The organism is Aeromonas aquatilis, from assembly GCF_054052405.1.
Window position 1 is genome coordinate 115,054 of sequence record NZ_JBSTYP010000003.1, and the last position, 14,817, is coordinate 129,870.

The window sequence follows — 14,817 nt, forward strand, 5'->3', positions numbered from 1 at the left end:
TCAGTTATAGCAGTTATACAAAAAAATGAAAGTTGTATAACTATTTGCGACTGATACGACACAAGGAGAAAAAAGGGATCACCGGAAAAAGAAAAAACCCATGGCGAACGCCATGGGTAAAAATCAAGACACTACGGACTACGGGAAGGGGGTTTAGAAGCTGTACTTCACACCCAGGCTGGAGATGGAACCTTTTTGCAGATCCCAGTTGCGATAGGTGTAATCGGCAGTCAGCGCCCAGTTCTGGTTGAGCTTGTAGGCACCGCCCACCTTGAAGTCATGCATATCGTCGGTCATGTTGGCGTAGCGGTAGGCAGTGGAGAGCTCGATGTCGCCGATGTCGTAGCGCAGACCCACTTCACCGTACATGCTGCCGCTGCTCTTGCGGGTGACAATATCCCAACCCTTGACGTCATAGGCCTGCTCGCGCTCCATGGTGTAGCCCATCAGACCGGTTTCACCGTAGAGGTTCAGGCCGGTGCTGAGCGGGGTAAACACACCGATACCCAAGCTACCGATGCCCATGCTGTCATTGCCGTGCTGGGCAGAAGTGCCCTCGGAGAGCAGACGGCCATAGAAGTTGTTGGCGAACGACTTGGAGAGATCCAGCGTCACACCGCCAAAATCGCGAGTACCCTGATTGCTGGCATCACGGGGGAACAGCAGGTTGTTGTTCAGATAATCGGATTTTGTGTGCGCCCAGGTCAGGCCACCCTTGGCGTAGCTGAAGGCATCCTGCGCCATGACGGAAGTAGAGGCAAACCCGGCCAGAACCAGAAGAGAGACAGTTGCTTTTTTCATGATAATAACTCCATGTGATTGGGCCCGTTGCTAGCGAGCTGGTATGGAGTCATTGTGCGGTCAGGTTCCCGGCTTGCCGAGCTGCAAGCTGTTGCAGAACCATGTCAGATGTAAGCAGATATTGCAGGGGGTGTCAGCGGCAACAAGTTGCCGGCCCAAGCAGTTTGCATGGGCCGGAACAACGCCAAATCAGCGGAAGACCACCTCGTCAATTTCGACCCGCACCAGCGGCTGACCGGTCACTCCGGCAGGACGGGGGATCTCGAGTGCCAGTGACGGACGGGCTTGCCCCTTGCGCAGATAGGTCTCCGGCAGGCGGTTCTCGGCAACCCAGAAGCGGGCCTCCTGACGGCTCAGCTGCACCCCGTCAGCACTGAACAGGGTCACCATGCCGCGCACACCGACCACATTGCGGGTGCCGGTATTGCTCACCATAAAGGTCAGCACCAGCGGGTCAGAACCCTCTATCTTGTCCAGCTTGACCACCACACCGTCGCGCGCCATCTGGGCAAGCAGGTCCGGATTGGCCTTGGCTTGATCGGTCAGCACCGGAGCAGCGACGGCCACCACAGACCCAGCCTTCCCTTCAGCAGCCACGCCCTGTACGGACTCGGCCGGTTTGACCACCAGATACTCCCAGGTGAAGTCATCGTTGAGTTGAACCTGCCGGCCATCGGGCAGCGTCACCTGAGAGAGAGGAGCCGCCTGTGCCAGCACGGGAGTGAGGCACAGGGCAACCAACAGACGGGACAAGGGTTTCATAGGGCGAAGCTCGGTAACGGATGAAAGGGCGACAGTATAAACAGTCCCGTTACCCCTTGCCTATGACAGCTCTCACGTTCTGGCACCCGCATCGCTTGCCCGCAGGCTAGATGGCGAGGTCGTGCTGCTCTTTCTGCGCCATATCCAGGGTCACCAGATCGAACTCGGTCCCCTTGAGGGCAGACAAAATATCCGATTGCATATCAAAGGCCTGAGCACGCTGATGCTCGGGCAGGCGCACCCGGGCCAACGTAGTGGAGCAGTCGCACAGGGTATGGAAAAAGACCTGTGCCTCGTCCAGCCCCATGTCGGCCAGCATCTGCTCGGCCTGATCCACCATCCGTAGATAACGCTGCTCAAGCTGCCGTGGATTGGTGAAGCGATTGCTGAGGCAACCGTTACTGCCCTTGCCCCAGCGACCGAGCTGACGCTTGTTGAAGCCATAGCGAAAATCGCGGCTCATTACCCCGTTGTCGGCAAAAAACCAGATGGTATTGCCAGGCAGGGAACCGAACTGGGCCAGATAGTCATCACGCTCCTCGACCGCCGCCGGGATCAGCAAGGGCAGGTGCGCCCACTTCGGGCAACTCTGCACATACTCACCAATGCGGCGGACCGGATCGATCAGCCCCTCCATATTGGGCAGGCGATCGCAGAAGATGATCTCGTCGCTCTTGATGACCCAGTGCTCGATGCCATAACGCTGGCAATAACGCCGGGCACGGGCCACTTCGCTACGACTGCGGGTCGGATTATCGAGGGTGATGGCGCGGATTTTGACACCGCTGGCACGGCACAGATCGATGCTGTAGCAGGATTCCAACCGTCCCGAAAAAGAGACAATCAGCTCGTCAAAACTGGCCAGTCGCTCAATCAACAGCTGTTCCCTGGCTTGAAAGGAGTGATCATATCCCTGATTCAGTACAACAACATTGGCACCCATTAAACAGCTCCGAATGATGAACAGGTGCAGTATTGTGCGGGGAACAAGCTGAATAGACCCTTACAGAGTCCGGTTAAAATTAAAACTTGATGATTATTTCCTGCGATTCTGCTGCTAAATCTTCATTTTGGGCGTCATAAATTCGCAATCTGGCCTGATGAACCTGATGGGCTCGCAAGAAACCCTGCACCTGATCCAGCGAGGTGAAGGTCAGGCGCTCCCCCTCGCTGTCGGTCAGACACAGACACTCCCCTTGGGCCTCGATACAGAGCTGATAACCACTGCCATCCTTGCAAGCGATGATCAGGGTCGCCTCGGGATAGTGACTGAGCCAATTGCGAAACCGGCCATGCTCCATAACGCTCCCAAAGGGGCATTACCCCTTGCCGGTGGCGGGCAAACAGCCCAGCTCAACCAGCTGCTGGCGGCAACTCGCCGCGTCGGTGAAGACCATGCCCCTGATGCCAAGGGCCTCTGCCGCCGCTACGTTGGCGGGGCTGTCATCGATGAAGATGCACTCTGCCGGTTTCAGATCGAACGACACCAGCAGATAGCGATAGATATCCGGCTCCGGCTTCATCATCCGCACCCGCGCCGAGACCACCTTGCCGCTAAAGAAGCGCCAGAAATCTTGATGCTGCTCCAGCCAATCGATGCTGGCATGACCCATGTTGGAGAGGGCATACAGAGTGTGCCCCGCCCCGTGCAGCTCGGCTATCAGGGTTAGCATAGCGGGATCTGGCAGCAGGGAGGCGGGAACTGCCTGTAAAATGGCCAGATTCTGTGCCGCCGAGAGGTCAGTGCGCGCTTGCGCTTCCCGGGCCATGGTGTGGAGCGACATGGTGCCTCTGTCCACTTCCAGCCAGTCCTGATGATTGAACAGCCGCTCCGCCAGCTGAGCGGCACCTTGCGGGCCACGTACCGAGCTCACTATGCCTACCGGATCCCAGCTCACCACTACCCGTCCCAGATCGAAAATAATCGCCATTCCTACCTCCTGCGGCTCTGAAAAGCGGGCAAACGTTCAGTTTCATATAAGGCCGTTTATACGCCTGCCACTTGACCGGATACCCTGCCCCCATCTCGCGCTGCGGGCAAGTTTTACTTGCATCGCAGCGGCAAATCCCTTAATGGTTATGACGTTACTTCAAGGACACTCTTATGCACGCACTATTCTTCTTTGCTTTCTCGTTTATCCGGCCCGCTTGAGGGAAGGCCTGTCGTCGTGTGAACAGAAAGCAAAGACGAATCAAGCCTCCCCTCGCGGAGGCTTTTTTTTGCATCAATATCAATCGATTAATTGGATAGAGAACCATCATGGCAACGCTCGACGAGATCAGACAAGACATCACCCGGTTGGATCAGGAGCTGCTTGCCCTGCTGGCAAAACGCAAGACCCTCAGCATCGAGGTAGCCCGAGCCAAGCAAGCCAACCCGCGCCCCATCCGTGACCACCAACGCGAGCAGGAGCTGCTGGTCGCCCTGATCCAGCAAGGCCGCGTGCTTGGGCTGGATGCCCAGTACATCACCCGCATCTATCACACCATCATCGAGGACTCGGTGCTCTCCCAGCAGGCCTATCTGCAGAGCCTGCTCAACCCGGAGCAGCAGGAGCCGATGACCAGCGTCGCCTATCTGGGGCCGCGCGGTTCCTACTCCAGCCTGGCCGCCCGCAAATATCTGGCACGCTACAAGGATCAGGTGATCGAGGTGAACTGCCAGAACTTCCGCGAGGTGCTGGATGCCGTGGAGTCAGGCCGCGCCGCCTTCGGCGTGCTGCCCATCGAAAACACCAGCTCGGGCTCCATCAACGAAGTCTATGACGTGATGCAGCACACCAGCCTCTCCATCGTCGGCGAGCTCACCTACCCCATCGAGCACTGTATCCTCACCGCCGTGCCGACCGAGCTGAGCCGCATCAAGACCTTCTATGCCCACCCGCAGGTGTTCCAGCAGTGCTCCCACTATCTGAGCAAGCTGGAAGGGGCACGCCACGAGATCTGCGACTCCTCCTCCAGCGCCATGATGAAGGTGAAAGAGCTGGCCAGCCCGGAAGCGGCGGCCATCGGCAGCGCTGCCGGTGGTGAACTGTATGGTCTGGACGTGCTGGCCGAGCAGCTCGCCAACCAGAAAGAGAACTACAGCCGCTTTATCGTGGTGGCGCGCAAGCCCATCGACGTGGCGCCGCAAATCCCGGCCAAGACCACCCTCATCATGTCCACCTCCCAGAAGCCGGGTTCGCTGGTCGAGGCGTTGCTGGTACTGCGCAACCACGAGATCAACATGACCAAGCTCGAATCCCGTCCGGTGCAGGGCAACCCGTGGGAAGAGATGTTCTACCTCGACGTCTCCGCCAACCTCAACACCCCGGCGATGCAGGCCGCACTGGTGGAGCTGACCAAGATCACCCGCTATATCAAGGTGCTTGGCTGCTACCCGAGTGAGGATGTGAAACCCACCGCAGTGCCGCCGGTGCTGATGGGGAGCTAACCAGCCCACAACGACAAAAGGCGAGCACCCTGCTCGCCTTTTGTTTTGATGCCTGTTTTCATGCCAAGCCCATCAGCTCAGAACTGACCGGCCATCAACTGATTGATGTTGTAGAGGGCGCGGGTATCGAGCTCCATCTCGGTGGCATAGGTGTTGCCGCGCGGATAGGAGGCGACCACCCGGGCACCGCGCACCACGCCGGCGACCGACACATCAAGCGAGTTGGAAGTCTGGGTCAGATCGCGGTAGCTGCTCTGACCGCGCACCTGCTGACCATTGAGCTGCTCGGCCAGCTCGCGATAGGCATCCATCTTGGAGGCACGAATGGCTTGCAGCATCTTCTCCGACTGAGAGGGGCCGGGCTGGATGTCGATCACCGCATAGCCCACCGCCTTGAGCACCGGAAAATCATCGGGCTTGCCGCCCTGGGTGTAATCCGTCACCCGGTTGTAGCTGCAACCGGTGAGCAAGAGTGCCAACAGGCAACCAAACAACATCTTCATGACTCACTCCTTATGGGGTCAGGTTGACCAGATGACCACCCGGCCGTGCCTGACTGTCACGCATCAGATAACCGCGATTGATCGATGCCCGACCAAACGAGTTGTTGGCACCGAACAGATATTTTTGCGGGATCAGGCTCTGGGCCGTGGTCTCCACCATCTTGGTGCGCATGTCGATAACGCGGGCGTTGACCAGGATCCCCTTGTTATTGCGGCTGAAGGTGCCGACCAGAATGCGGGAGATCGGCAAACGGGAAGAGAGCTCCTTATAGTTGCGGCTCAGCACGAAGTCCCCCTGCGGCGTCACCTTGATGCTGCCGGTCAGCTTGAAGTCCACCACCACCTCGCCGCGACGGTTGAGCTCGTAGATAAAGCTCTCCTCAATCTGCTGCCCCATCCAGTTGGTATCCTGCAGGGTATCGAGATCGACGAAAGAGGCCACCGCGATGGGTTCGGTCAGGGTGGTCAGCGATTTGCGCTCCATCAACTGGTCGGTCATGCGCGCCACCAGCCAGTTGAGCTCCATCCCCTGCGCCGCCTGGCGGGGGTCACCCTGATCCCGATTGATAGGGTCGGAGCCGCACCCGGTCAATGCCAGGGCGAGCGCCAACGCCGTGATGAATTTGTTCATGGATACCTTTCCTGTATCTGCACCTGACTTGTTATCGGACCGGCCGGCCAAAGCTTGAGCCGGGAATAAGGCATGATTCTTGCTCTTTAATGGTCATCGTCAGCGCCAACGTGCGCTGCCACTTGGAACATGTTGTGATCCATGTCGGCCAGCAGGTGCCATTTCCTCAAAATGGCTCGGCTGCCCGCCAACTCAAGGTATCTGCTATGAAATTACCGCTGCTGTTGACCCTGCTGCTGGCCAGCCTGAGCGCCCGCGCCGAGCTTATCGAAGCACAGGGCAGCGCCACCATTCTGGGGGGCGATGAAGTCTATGCCCGCGAGCAGGCGACCCGCGATGCCCTGCGTCAGGCACTGCTGGCAAGCGGCGCCGCTGTCTCCAGCGTCCAGCGTCTGGAAAATGGCAGTCTGCGCGCAGAGCAGATTCAGATCCGCTCCGGCGGCGACATTCGTCAGTACCGGCTCAAGCGGGAAGAGGTGCGCAATGGCCGCATGTACATCACCCTGGTGGCCGATATTCTGGCCGAGCGCCAGATCTGCCAGACCCAGCACTTCGCCAAGGATTTGACACTGGTGAGGCTGCGGATGCGCTATCCGGACCAAGCTAGCTACGGCGCCATGGACGACATGCCGGAAAACCTCTCACGCCGGCTGTTCGAAGCCCTCGCCAACGCCCCGCAAGGAGTCGCGGTGCGCCAGTGGCTAGATGAAAACCTGCGCATCGATCCGCTCCATCTGCAACAGGGGGATCGCAGCGCCCTCGAGGAGATCAAGGCACTCAGCCTGCGCACCGACAGCCAGTACCTGGTACTCGGCAGCATCGACGATCTCTCCATCGAGCCGCAGGGCAACCAGCTAACCAGCTGGTATGAGGATCCCGTACGCAACTTTCGCATGCAGCTCTACCTGTTCGACGGCATCAACGGCAGTCTGGTCAACCGCAAGGTCTACGAAGGGCGCGCCACCTGGACCTTCGGCAAACGGGAACAGGTGGGCAGCAGCAGCGGCCAGTTCTGGCAATCGAGCTACGGCCAAGAGGTCAGCTACCAGTTGCAGCAAGCCGCTCAGGATCTGGTTGCACAACTCACCTGCGCTCCGGTCACGGCCCGCATAGTCGGTCAGAATGAACGGGGCCCCTACATCAACCTGGGTAGGCGTAACGGTGTCAAACTCGGTGACCAGTTCCGCATCCAGCACAACGCCGACTTTATCGACCCCTACGGCAAGTCACGGATGATGCGCAACCCGGCCGACGGCCTGTTCGAAGTGGTGCAGGTATTCGATGATGGTGCCATCATCAGCAGCCAGAACAAATATTCGCCGTTTAACATCCAGAATGGGGATTTGGCAGTATTGGAATAAGAATCAAGGGTTTAAAAGGGAGTTGCTTCTTGTATAATGCCCGCCACAATGCTCCCGTAGCTCAGTAGGATAGAGCGGTCCCCTCCTAAGGGACAGGCCACTGGTTCGACTCCAGTCGGGAGCACCATATAAAACAAGGGGTTAGTATCATCACGATGCTAACCCCTTGGTCGTTTTTGGCCCTGGCGTACTTGTTGGCGTACTTGTTTAACGAACTGTAGCTTTTGGTGTACTTATCCAGCTCACCTGAACAAGACCCAGCAAGCATCTCTGCGATCAAGCACATGACCAGCTATGGCGCGTCCGATCTTGTCAGAACACCTCAATCTGCTTAGTCGCTTCCTTCTATGTTCTTTTTTAGCTTTTCTTAACCGTTGATGACATCTTGCCAAACCAGTGCTCCGACAGCTTCTGAGCCTGCTTTACTTCCGGTTTGGTCATCGTGGCTTCCAGTTCATCACGGGCCTGTACTGCCTCAGGCATTTCTTCTGTCGCCGCCAGTGACAGCCAAGCATAGGCATGCTCCCGGTTACGCGGGGCCCCCAAGCCTTCCTCACGCAATGTCCCCATTCAGTATTGGGCCTGGCGGTCACCTTGCTGGGCAGCCATGCGATACTGTTTGAGTGCCTGTGCGTAATCCTCTTTGCCACCTTGTCCCAGGCGTAACATTTCACCGTAGGTGTACTGCGCGAGAATGTGTCCTTGTTGGGCAGCCTTGGCATAACTGGCTCTGGCCTGCTCCAGTTCACCTTATTTATGCTGTAGATCCACCAGCTCGAACAACGCCTTGGGTACGCCACCGTCAGCAGCCTTCCCTAACCAATAGATCTGCTGTTTCCGGTCTACCTGCAGCACCCGCAGTAGATACTGCTGCCCACCCTTGCTGGGTACTCGTTGCTCATCGAACACAACGATCCCGGACAACGCTCGAACCCTGGCAAAATCTCGCTCTATGGACCAAGGCGAGACGCCAAACACGTCTGCGGCTTCACGGGCGCTGATTGCTCGCGGCTGTTCGTGCAGCCAATGTGCTTACTTGCAAGTAACGCGGCAAAGGTGGATTCGGATTGATAGACATGTAATTCCGTCATTACGCTGGGTGATGGGTAGGCACATTGGACTACCCATGGAGCGATTTGTTCAGGTAATCACAATAAACTTCCTGGCTAACTACTTGTCAGCAAGGCTTGGGCTTCGTCGCGTATCGCACAATATCGCTGTGTGAGGAGTGATCGTTTTTCAACTCGCCAACCGCCATATTTAGCTAGCCAGCGCCTGGGGCAACGTGGATCCCAACTATCAATGGCTTCGCGTAATCGCGCATCCAAATCGGTACGCTCTGCGTCTAAGTCTTTTATGGCTGGCATCAGGATCGGCTATGAGGAACTCGGTGGTTATCGTAGTGCTGACGAGAGGAATCGAACTGGTGACCTACTGAGCTAAGCCAGCATCATGCGCATGCTAAAGGATGTTTTGAATAATGTCATTAGAGCTGACCTCAGTCATGCGACAGATCATTATCGAATATTCCTGGTTCGTAACGACGAGAGCTGGCATTAATTGGCCACGGAGCGCGTAAACAGAAAGGCCACACCCCATTGGCATGGCCTTGTCTATTTAGATGAGGAAGTCATCCAGCTGACGACCTTGCTCGAGTTGCTCAGTCAGGAACTTGGGTGTACGGCCCTGACCGGTCCAGGTTTTCTCTACGCCATTCTCAACATAACGGTATTTCGGGGGCCGAGGTGCTCGTTTAGCTTTAGCCGCAGTAGCTGCTGCCGGAGTACTGCCAACCAACTCCGTCGGGTCAATACCAGCTTGAGCCAACATCGCTTGAAACTCAGCCAGCTTTTGCTGATGCGCTGTCGGCATCGTTTGCCCCTGCTGCGTCGAGTTGAGAACCCATCCTTTTTGTGCTCCTTTACCAAAGGTGCGAATTTTTTTACCACTTGATAGCGTAGTGTCTGCATACGCCAATACATCTTGAATAAACAAGTCATGAATATCATTAAGCATTTTTTGTTTATTCGTAGCCTGTTGAAGGTTAATGCGGCTTCGGGTGCCTCGATACGAGAACACATCTCCATTTTTAACCTTCGCCCGCCACATCTCACCAATTGATTCCATGATATTAAAATGTTTATTCCAGTTCTCTTTTAAAAATAAAATAACATGAAGATAGTGCCCTCTGACGGAGCAGTAATCCATCTTCCATATATAACCGTCAATATATTTCATTATGGGGTTTTTAGCACCATTTCGAAACACTGCATTCCTGCCGGTACGTAGCATCATGAGCCTGTAGTCATTTACCTGAGAGGGTGTTTTCAAGCTCAATTTCAACGCCTTTTCAAACTTAATGTCATACTCATCATCAAACGGGAAATTGAACCCCAGGCAAAAGCGTATGGCATGAGTGCTGCCATCTTTCATGATGGTATTGGCGTGCTCCATCACTGAACTCACGTTCTCCTGCACATTAAACAACCGCTTACTAGTTGCTTTTTTATAGGCTGGTTGATTGAATATCAAATTGAATCGATTAACGAATGCAGTAATCAAATCTATCGAAAAGTAATTTTCAAAATCGCAGCTGTTTGTTATGTCTATTTTGTTTTCATTAACAGTGTTGATGAAAAGCGACACTGCAGGATGTACATTGAAGTGTTGCAAAAAATCATTATGTCCTAAAATAGCGCTCACATTCATTTTCAAAAAATGCCTTATTCTCTCCTTTATTTTTCTTTTTTGTAACTTGGTGAATACGCGCCGTTGATTTATATTTTCTATTTGCACGTTACTTTTAATATCTGAATTCAAATCTTCCAGGCTGTTGTATGTCTCGAGTCGGCGACCAATCCGAGGGGGCGTGTGAAAATTAAATTCTCTGATAGAGGAGATAAAGCACAGAATTTTATATATGCAAAGAAAGGTATCATAGTCGCTTGTCAGAAAATTTTTGTCACTGTACACTGCATCAGATGATTTGTTTTCCGCTATAAATATATCTATCTCGGCACTTTTACCTGCACTTAATCCTTTTTTGCCTAATCCTTCTCGTGAAAATGCACCATGTACATTTGTCCTTGTCTGCTTAGCAGCGGCAATCCATGCATTAGTGCAATCATATATTGCATAGGGTCTCGATATATTGGGCGAACTTTTTTTCTCATTCTTTTTTTTGGGGGTTCTTCTGCGCGATGGTTTTAAGTGCACCTCAGGCGATGCCCCTTTATTATCATGAGAGGAGGGACTTTCCGAAGATAATTCACTGGATGCAGCCTTGCCATCTTCACTCTCATTTTTTATAACTTCAGTCCTTCGTTGGTTTTTTGCCATTTTTCCAATTTTGTGTGCAAACTTACCTTTTACTTTTTTAGCCATCTCTTCACCGTCACTCAAAATAGATAATATCAAAGCGATTAAAGTGCAGGATAGCGCATTACCTCAAGGTAAGTCACGCGTGTTTGATATTATTTCAACCCAAGTCATAAGTCAGGCCCTCAGGTATCTTTTAGTATAATACGATTGCAGTTGTCAGGTTGTGTGGGATGGCCATTTTGCATGGCACATGCCACAGCCTGGCTATCAAAAAGCCAGCTCAAAAACTATGGTGGTAGTACGTGAAGCAATTCCTAACATGCCTATAGCTGACCTGAATAAGGTAGGGGCATGCCTCCATGCAATGCTAAAGAGGTGCTGGCTACAATGTAATGTTTTCATTGTGCTCTCACCCACTCGAGTTAATCATGTGTTTTTTAACTGGCTCGCTCTTCTGATGAAACAACTCACTACATCATCAGGAGTACACCATGAACAACACCATCAAAGTCCTGCGCATCAAAGACCTCACCAACAAGATTGGCATGGCCAGGTCTACTATCTATGACTGGCTTAATCCCAAGTCTCCTCGTTATGACGAGACCTTCCCTAAACCCTTCAAGATAGGGCAGTCCTCTATTGGCTGGTTTGAGCACGATGTTGATAGCTGGCTTATTGGTAGACGCCAGTCTTGAATGCACTTTTTTCATCCCTGGTGAACTCCATAACTTCCAGTGTTATAAATCATGCCTTGATAGGCTCATGGGTTAGGGAAATAGCCATTTCTTCTTATATATGTTTTTTGGTATTTTCGTAGGTGATGCAGACGTATCGCGTTTAGGTTTATTTATTATTTAATATCACTTCCATTCATTACTATTCCTACGCTATGTACAGCCACCCATATACAACCAATAACCATTACCACTATCGCATACCATTACACCACCCCCATGTGGTGGTCATGCTACCACCAGCATAGGTAGCCAATACCACTCCACCAATCGCCCCTATATACGCGTGTGTCTATCACACAGCGTAGGGTTACTCCTGCCTAAGCGAGGCCTTCATGTTTAACTCAGTCAGACTATTAGATATCCTATCCATAACAGACCTGTTCCAAAATACAACGCTTCCTATTGTCAGGGCTGTTCATTCAGCCCCTTATATGTCATGCATTACGTGCATTAACCGTAGGCTATCAACCCAGCTCTTTAATGCGTTGAATACTGTGTGTGATTATTTTTATTGTCATGAGGAGGTATCGTCCGCGCATCCAACGGTTGCGCTATTCCTAACGCATATGCGAGAGGTGCCTAGATTGCACCTCATCCATGAGAGATATCTCGATAGTGATGAAGGCAATGAATTAGCCAGGGATATCAATAACGCGCTGCATGCGTTTCTAAGAGAGTTCAAGAGTAAGGCGCACCGTAAGCGCCTCAATGACCTCAAACGCGTTCAGAGCCGCAATCAGCGCAGTATAGCGACGTATGTTAATAGCCTATTCGACCAGCATGCCAAACTATTAGTCATCCGATTGGATATCGGCTATCGCAAAGCCTACTACGACCAGTTAACGTTAGACCTCGTGACCGATGATCGGAATTGTTACCTTCGTCGAGTACAGAACAAATATCCTGCATTGGTAGGCTATATCTGGAAACTGGAGTACGGTGTTGATAGACGTTTCCATACCCACATGACGTTCATTTTTAATGGGGCAGTACACCAACGAGATATCTCGCTGAGTAGAGCGCTAGGGGAGCTGTGGAAGGATATTACCGACAATAACGGGATCTATTATAACTGCCAAGTCAGGCGGGAGGAATATCGGAAATGGGGTACTGATGGGATTGGGATGGTCCACTACAGCGATACAGCAAAGCGTCAAAACTTGCTTAATGCGCTGAGTTATCTGACCAAGCTGGATACGCAAATATTGGCGGTATTGCCAGCCGGTCGTCGGACCTTCGGGCGTATGGAGACACCATCGTCCCAACCTCGCCTTGGCAGACCTCGGTTTGCTCTGTCGGTCTGATTGAAAAGTAACTCAGATAGATATTATCAAGGGAGAGTAAACACATATCGCTGTGAAGCTGCTTGGGAGCGCCATCGCGGCCTCCCAAGTTATCGGTCCTGGTATCGGCATCAGTCTGTCATCGATTCGCACTGTGAGCCATTAAGGCGCCAGTCGCGCCACCAGCTTATCTACCACCTCCAGCACCAGCGCTCTGTCAGCTGTCTCGAGTTTGGCCAACTGCTGGCTGAGCACAATGCCTTGTTCGGTGGGGCGGTTGCTGGTCTCACGCAGAAAGTCTGCAAGCTCACAGCCAAACAGCTGAGCCAACTCTGCGAGCCGCACGACGGTCGGCACCACGAGGCCTCGCTCCATCCGGGAGACGGCTTCCATACCTATCTTCAAGTGCTCTGCCACTTGCTCCTGAGTCAGCCCCGCCTGCTGGCGTTGGCGCCCAATCGCTTTGCCCACGCTCTTGGCCAGCGCTTCAGAGTTGATGTTTTTCATAAGTCCTCCAGTCAACTCTTATAGTTGACTATGGACTTTTATTGACATTAAGGACCCTTTACGATGAGGATCACCCCATTAGATCTAATCCAGTGAAATAGTTACCCCAACATCGAAAGGAGTTCGACACGACCTAACCTCAACCCATCCCCTTGGTGGCATTTGGCTATCAGCCTGCACCACCATTAACCCATTACGTTTACACCCGTTAGCCCGACAGGCTCGCCTCGTCGGTCAGGCATCCTTTTGCCATTTTTATTAAGGAGAAATCATGAATCGCACACTGCTTTATCCCTTACTGTTGGCTTGTGGCTTATCACTGAGCGCTTGCGATACAGCATCTGCTAATAGCCCAGAATTCAGTCTGGAAGTGGAATACACCGCTATCGGGCGACCTCAGATCGTAGTCACCTCGCTCAACGATCAAGTCACTATTCAGAAAGTGCTGATTAATGGCGGCAAGAGTAAATGCCGGGTGATGCTGCGCAGTGACTTGATGGGTTCGGTGGGAGGAACCTATTTCCCACTCAAGCTCAATTACACCGAAAGCTGGCGGCTGGTCATGACCGAGCCGTGCCGATTGAGAGAGGTCACCCTCTTCACCAATCTGGGCAATGCCTCTTACACCATTGAATAAGTCGTCTGGAGAGTAACATGACAGAAAACATCAAACTGGCCCTGTGGTGCACATGGTTATCGCTGTTTGCCTTACCGACCTGGGCGGCGCCTCAATTCACTGTGCCAACGGTCACTAAACGGGTACCGGCCAACGTTGAAGGCACCCTCAATTTCGCCAGCATGCAGTTTTGGATAGAGACCTCGAAAGGGGAACGCATCATGTTGATGCCGCTGGATGAAGATGAGCCACAGCTCATTCCCAGTATCACCCAGCAGGTTTCACTGAACGGTTTTATGCTGACCTATTCAGATGGCAGTCGTTACTTCGAGCCCTCCTTTGCACCTGCGTCAGCTGCATCAAGTACCACGTCATTGACCATCGTGAAAAATGACGATGACAGTATCGAGATCCGGTATGGGGGTGAGGTACTGCTGCGCACCGATGAATATGACGCCATCAAACTCACGCACCGTTTGCCGCTGGCCAACGGGCAGGCGGTCTTGTTTGAGCTGCACAGTGGCGGTGTGGCATGCCCGGTGCTCTATCAGTTAGCTGTCGCACAGATGGGTGTGCTGACCATGCTATCACCGCCTTTTGGTACTTGTAGCGATGAAGGCAAGCTGACCCCCGAACCCAACGGTTTCATCCTCGACTTGCCCGGCAATCCTCGTCAGCGCTGGGTATGGGATGCCAGCAGCCTGACGCTGCGCAAGCAATCCTGACCACCAGCCACTACATATTCACCACCATCAGGGCACCTTCGGGTGCCCTCAGATTGCTGAAGAACCCCCTCTTTTTCAAAGAGGGGGTTCTTTTTTAGCTCGGCACCAGGGGGCCACTCACTGACTGACAAGCCGCC

At 53.3% G+C, this 14,817-nt stretch carries 14 protein-coding genes, 1 tRNA gene, 2 pseudogenes and 1 other annotated feature; of the genes and pseudogenes, 7 read left to right on the plus strand and 10 right to left on the minus strand.

Features of this window, described 5'->3' with window-relative positions:
• Positions 1–153: 153 nt before the first annotated feature.
• From ACW5W8_RS02175 to ACW5W8_RS02195, 5 genes are all read right to left on the minus strand, one after another.
• Positions 154–801: an autotransporter gene (locus ACW5W8_RS02175; protein ID WP_498626186.1), complete on the minus strand. Its 648-nt coding sequence runs from the start codon at positions 799–801 to the stop codon at positions 154–156.
• A 189-nt stretch (positions 802–990) separates the two neighbouring features.
• Positions 991–1,563 (minus strand): DUF3157 family protein, encoded by a 573-nt coding sequence (locus ACW5W8_RS02180; RefSeq protein ID WP_498626188.1) that lies wholly within the window; start codon positions 1,561–1,563, stop codon positions 991–993.
• A 106-nt stretch (positions 1,564–1,669) separates the two neighbouring features.
• Positions 1,670–2,506 (minus strand): adenine nucleotide alpha-hydrolase family protein, encoded by an 837-nt coding sequence (locus ACW5W8_RS02185; protein ID WP_498626190.1) that lies wholly within the window; start codon positions 2,504–2,506, stop codon positions 1,670–1,672.
• A gap of 79 nt (positions 2,507–2,585) precedes the next feature.
• A complete protein-coding gene (locus tag ACW5W8_RS02190; RefSeq protein ID WP_498626191.1) occupies positions 2,586–2,864 on the minus strand; it encodes a DUF6482 family protein in 279 nt (92 codons plus the stop codon).
• An 18-nt stretch (positions 2,865–2,882) separates the two neighbouring features.
• Complete coding sequence (locus ACW5W8_RS02195) at positions 2,883–3,494, minus strand: HAD family hydrolase (RefSeq protein ID WP_498626192.1); 612 nt, start codon at positions 3,492–3,494, stop codon at positions 2,883–2,885.
• A 169-nt stretch (positions 3,495–3,663) separates the two neighbouring features.
• Positions 3,664–3,785 (plus strand) — a sequence feature (Phe leader region).
• A 38-nt stretch (positions 3,786–3,823) separates the two neighbouring features.
• Here ACW5W8_RS02195 and pheA point away from each other — a divergent pair.
• Positions 3,824–4,996: a prephenate dehydratase gene (gene pheA, locus ACW5W8_RS02200; RefSeq protein ID WP_498626194.1), complete on the plus strand. Its 1,173-nt coding sequence runs from the start codon at positions 3,824–3,826 to the stop codon at positions 4,994–4,996.
• Between the two features lie 77 nt (positions 4,997–5,073).
• Here pheA and ACW5W8_RS02205 read toward each other — a convergent pair whose 3' ends face one another.
• Both ACW5W8_RS02205 and ACW5W8_RS02210 read right to left on the minus strand, forming a co-directional pair.
• On the minus strand, positions 5,074–5,499 hold the full coding sequence (locus tag ACW5W8_RS02205; RefSeq protein ID WP_041208020.1) for an LPP20 family lipoprotein: 426 nt from the start codon (positions 5,497–5,499) through the stop codon (positions 5,074–5,076).
• Positions 5,500–5,509: 10 nt separating this feature from the next.
• Positions 5,510–6,130 (minus strand): FlgO family outer membrane protein, encoded by a 621-nt coding sequence (locus tag ACW5W8_RS02210; RefSeq protein ID WP_498626196.1) that lies wholly within the window; start codon positions 6,128–6,130, stop codon positions 5,510–5,512.
• A 206-nt stretch (positions 6,131–6,336) separates the two neighbouring features.
• On the opposite strand from ACW5W8_RS02210, the gene ACW5W8_RS02215 reads away from it, so the two are divergent.
• Complete coding sequence (locus tag ACW5W8_RS02215; protein ID WP_498626197.1) at positions 6,337–7,491, plus strand: flagellar assembly protein FlgT; 1,155 nt, start codon at positions 6,337–6,339, stop codon at positions 7,489–7,491.
• 50 nt (positions 7,492–7,541) lie between these two features.
• Positions 7,542–7,618 (plus strand) — tRNA-Arg (locus ACW5W8_RS02220).
• A gap of 230 nt (positions 7,619–7,848) precedes the next feature.
• Here ACW5W8_RS02220 and ACW5W8_RS02225 read toward each other — a convergent pair.
• Positions 7,849–8,352 (minus strand): annotated as a pseudogene (locus tag ACW5W8_RS02225) (tetratricopeptide repeat protein); the annotation flags it as partial.
• A gap of 756 nt (positions 8,353–9,108) precedes the next feature.
• Positions 9,109–9,354 (minus strand): annotated as a pseudogene (locus ACW5W8_RS02230) (H-NS histone family protein); the annotation flags it as partial.
• A 1,949-nt stretch (positions 9,355–11,303) separates the two neighbouring features.
• Here ACW5W8_RS02230 and ACW5W8_RS02235 point away from each other — a divergent pair.
• Both ACW5W8_RS02235 and ACW5W8_RS02240 read left to right on the plus strand, forming a co-directional pair.
• Positions 11,304–11,507: a helix-turn-helix transcriptional regulator gene (locus tag ACW5W8_RS02235; protein ID WP_498626199.1), complete on the plus strand. Its 204-nt coding sequence runs from the start codon at positions 11,304–11,306 to the stop codon at positions 11,505–11,507.
• Positions 11,508–12,124: 617 nt separating this feature from the next.
• Complete coding sequence (locus tag ACW5W8_RS02240; RefSeq protein WP_498626206.1) at positions 12,125–12,853, plus strand: YagK/YfjJ domain-containing protein; 729 nt, start codon at positions 12,125–12,127, stop codon at positions 12,851–12,853.
• Positions 12,854–12,994: 141 nt separating this feature from the next.
• On the opposite strand, the gene ACW5W8_RS02245 is transcribed toward ACW5W8_RS02240, so the two are convergent.
• The gene (locus ACW5W8_RS02245) at positions 12,995–13,339 is read right to left on the minus strand and encodes a helix-turn-helix domain-containing protein (RefSeq protein WP_373969966.1); all 345 of its coding nucleotides are present in this window, start codon (positions 13,337–13,339) and stop codon (positions 12,995–12,997) included.
• Between the two features lie 271 nt (positions 13,340–13,610).
• Between ACW5W8_RS02245 and ACW5W8_RS02250 the strand changes: the two genes are divergently transcribed.
• On the plus strand, positions 13,611–13,976 hold the full coding sequence (locus tag ACW5W8_RS02250) for a hypothetical protein (RefSeq protein ID WP_042022585.1): 366 nt from the start codon (positions 13,611–13,613) through the stop codon (positions 13,974–13,976).
• Between the two features lie 17 nt (positions 13,977–13,993).
• Positions 13,994–14,680 carry a hypothetical protein gene (locus ACW5W8_RS02255; RefSeq protein WP_498626201.1) on the plus strand — a complete coding sequence of 229 codons (687 nt, stop codon included), beginning with the start codon at positions 13,994–13,996 and terminating at the stop codon, positions 14,678–14,680.
• Positions 14,681–14,817 lie beyond the last annotated feature (137 nt).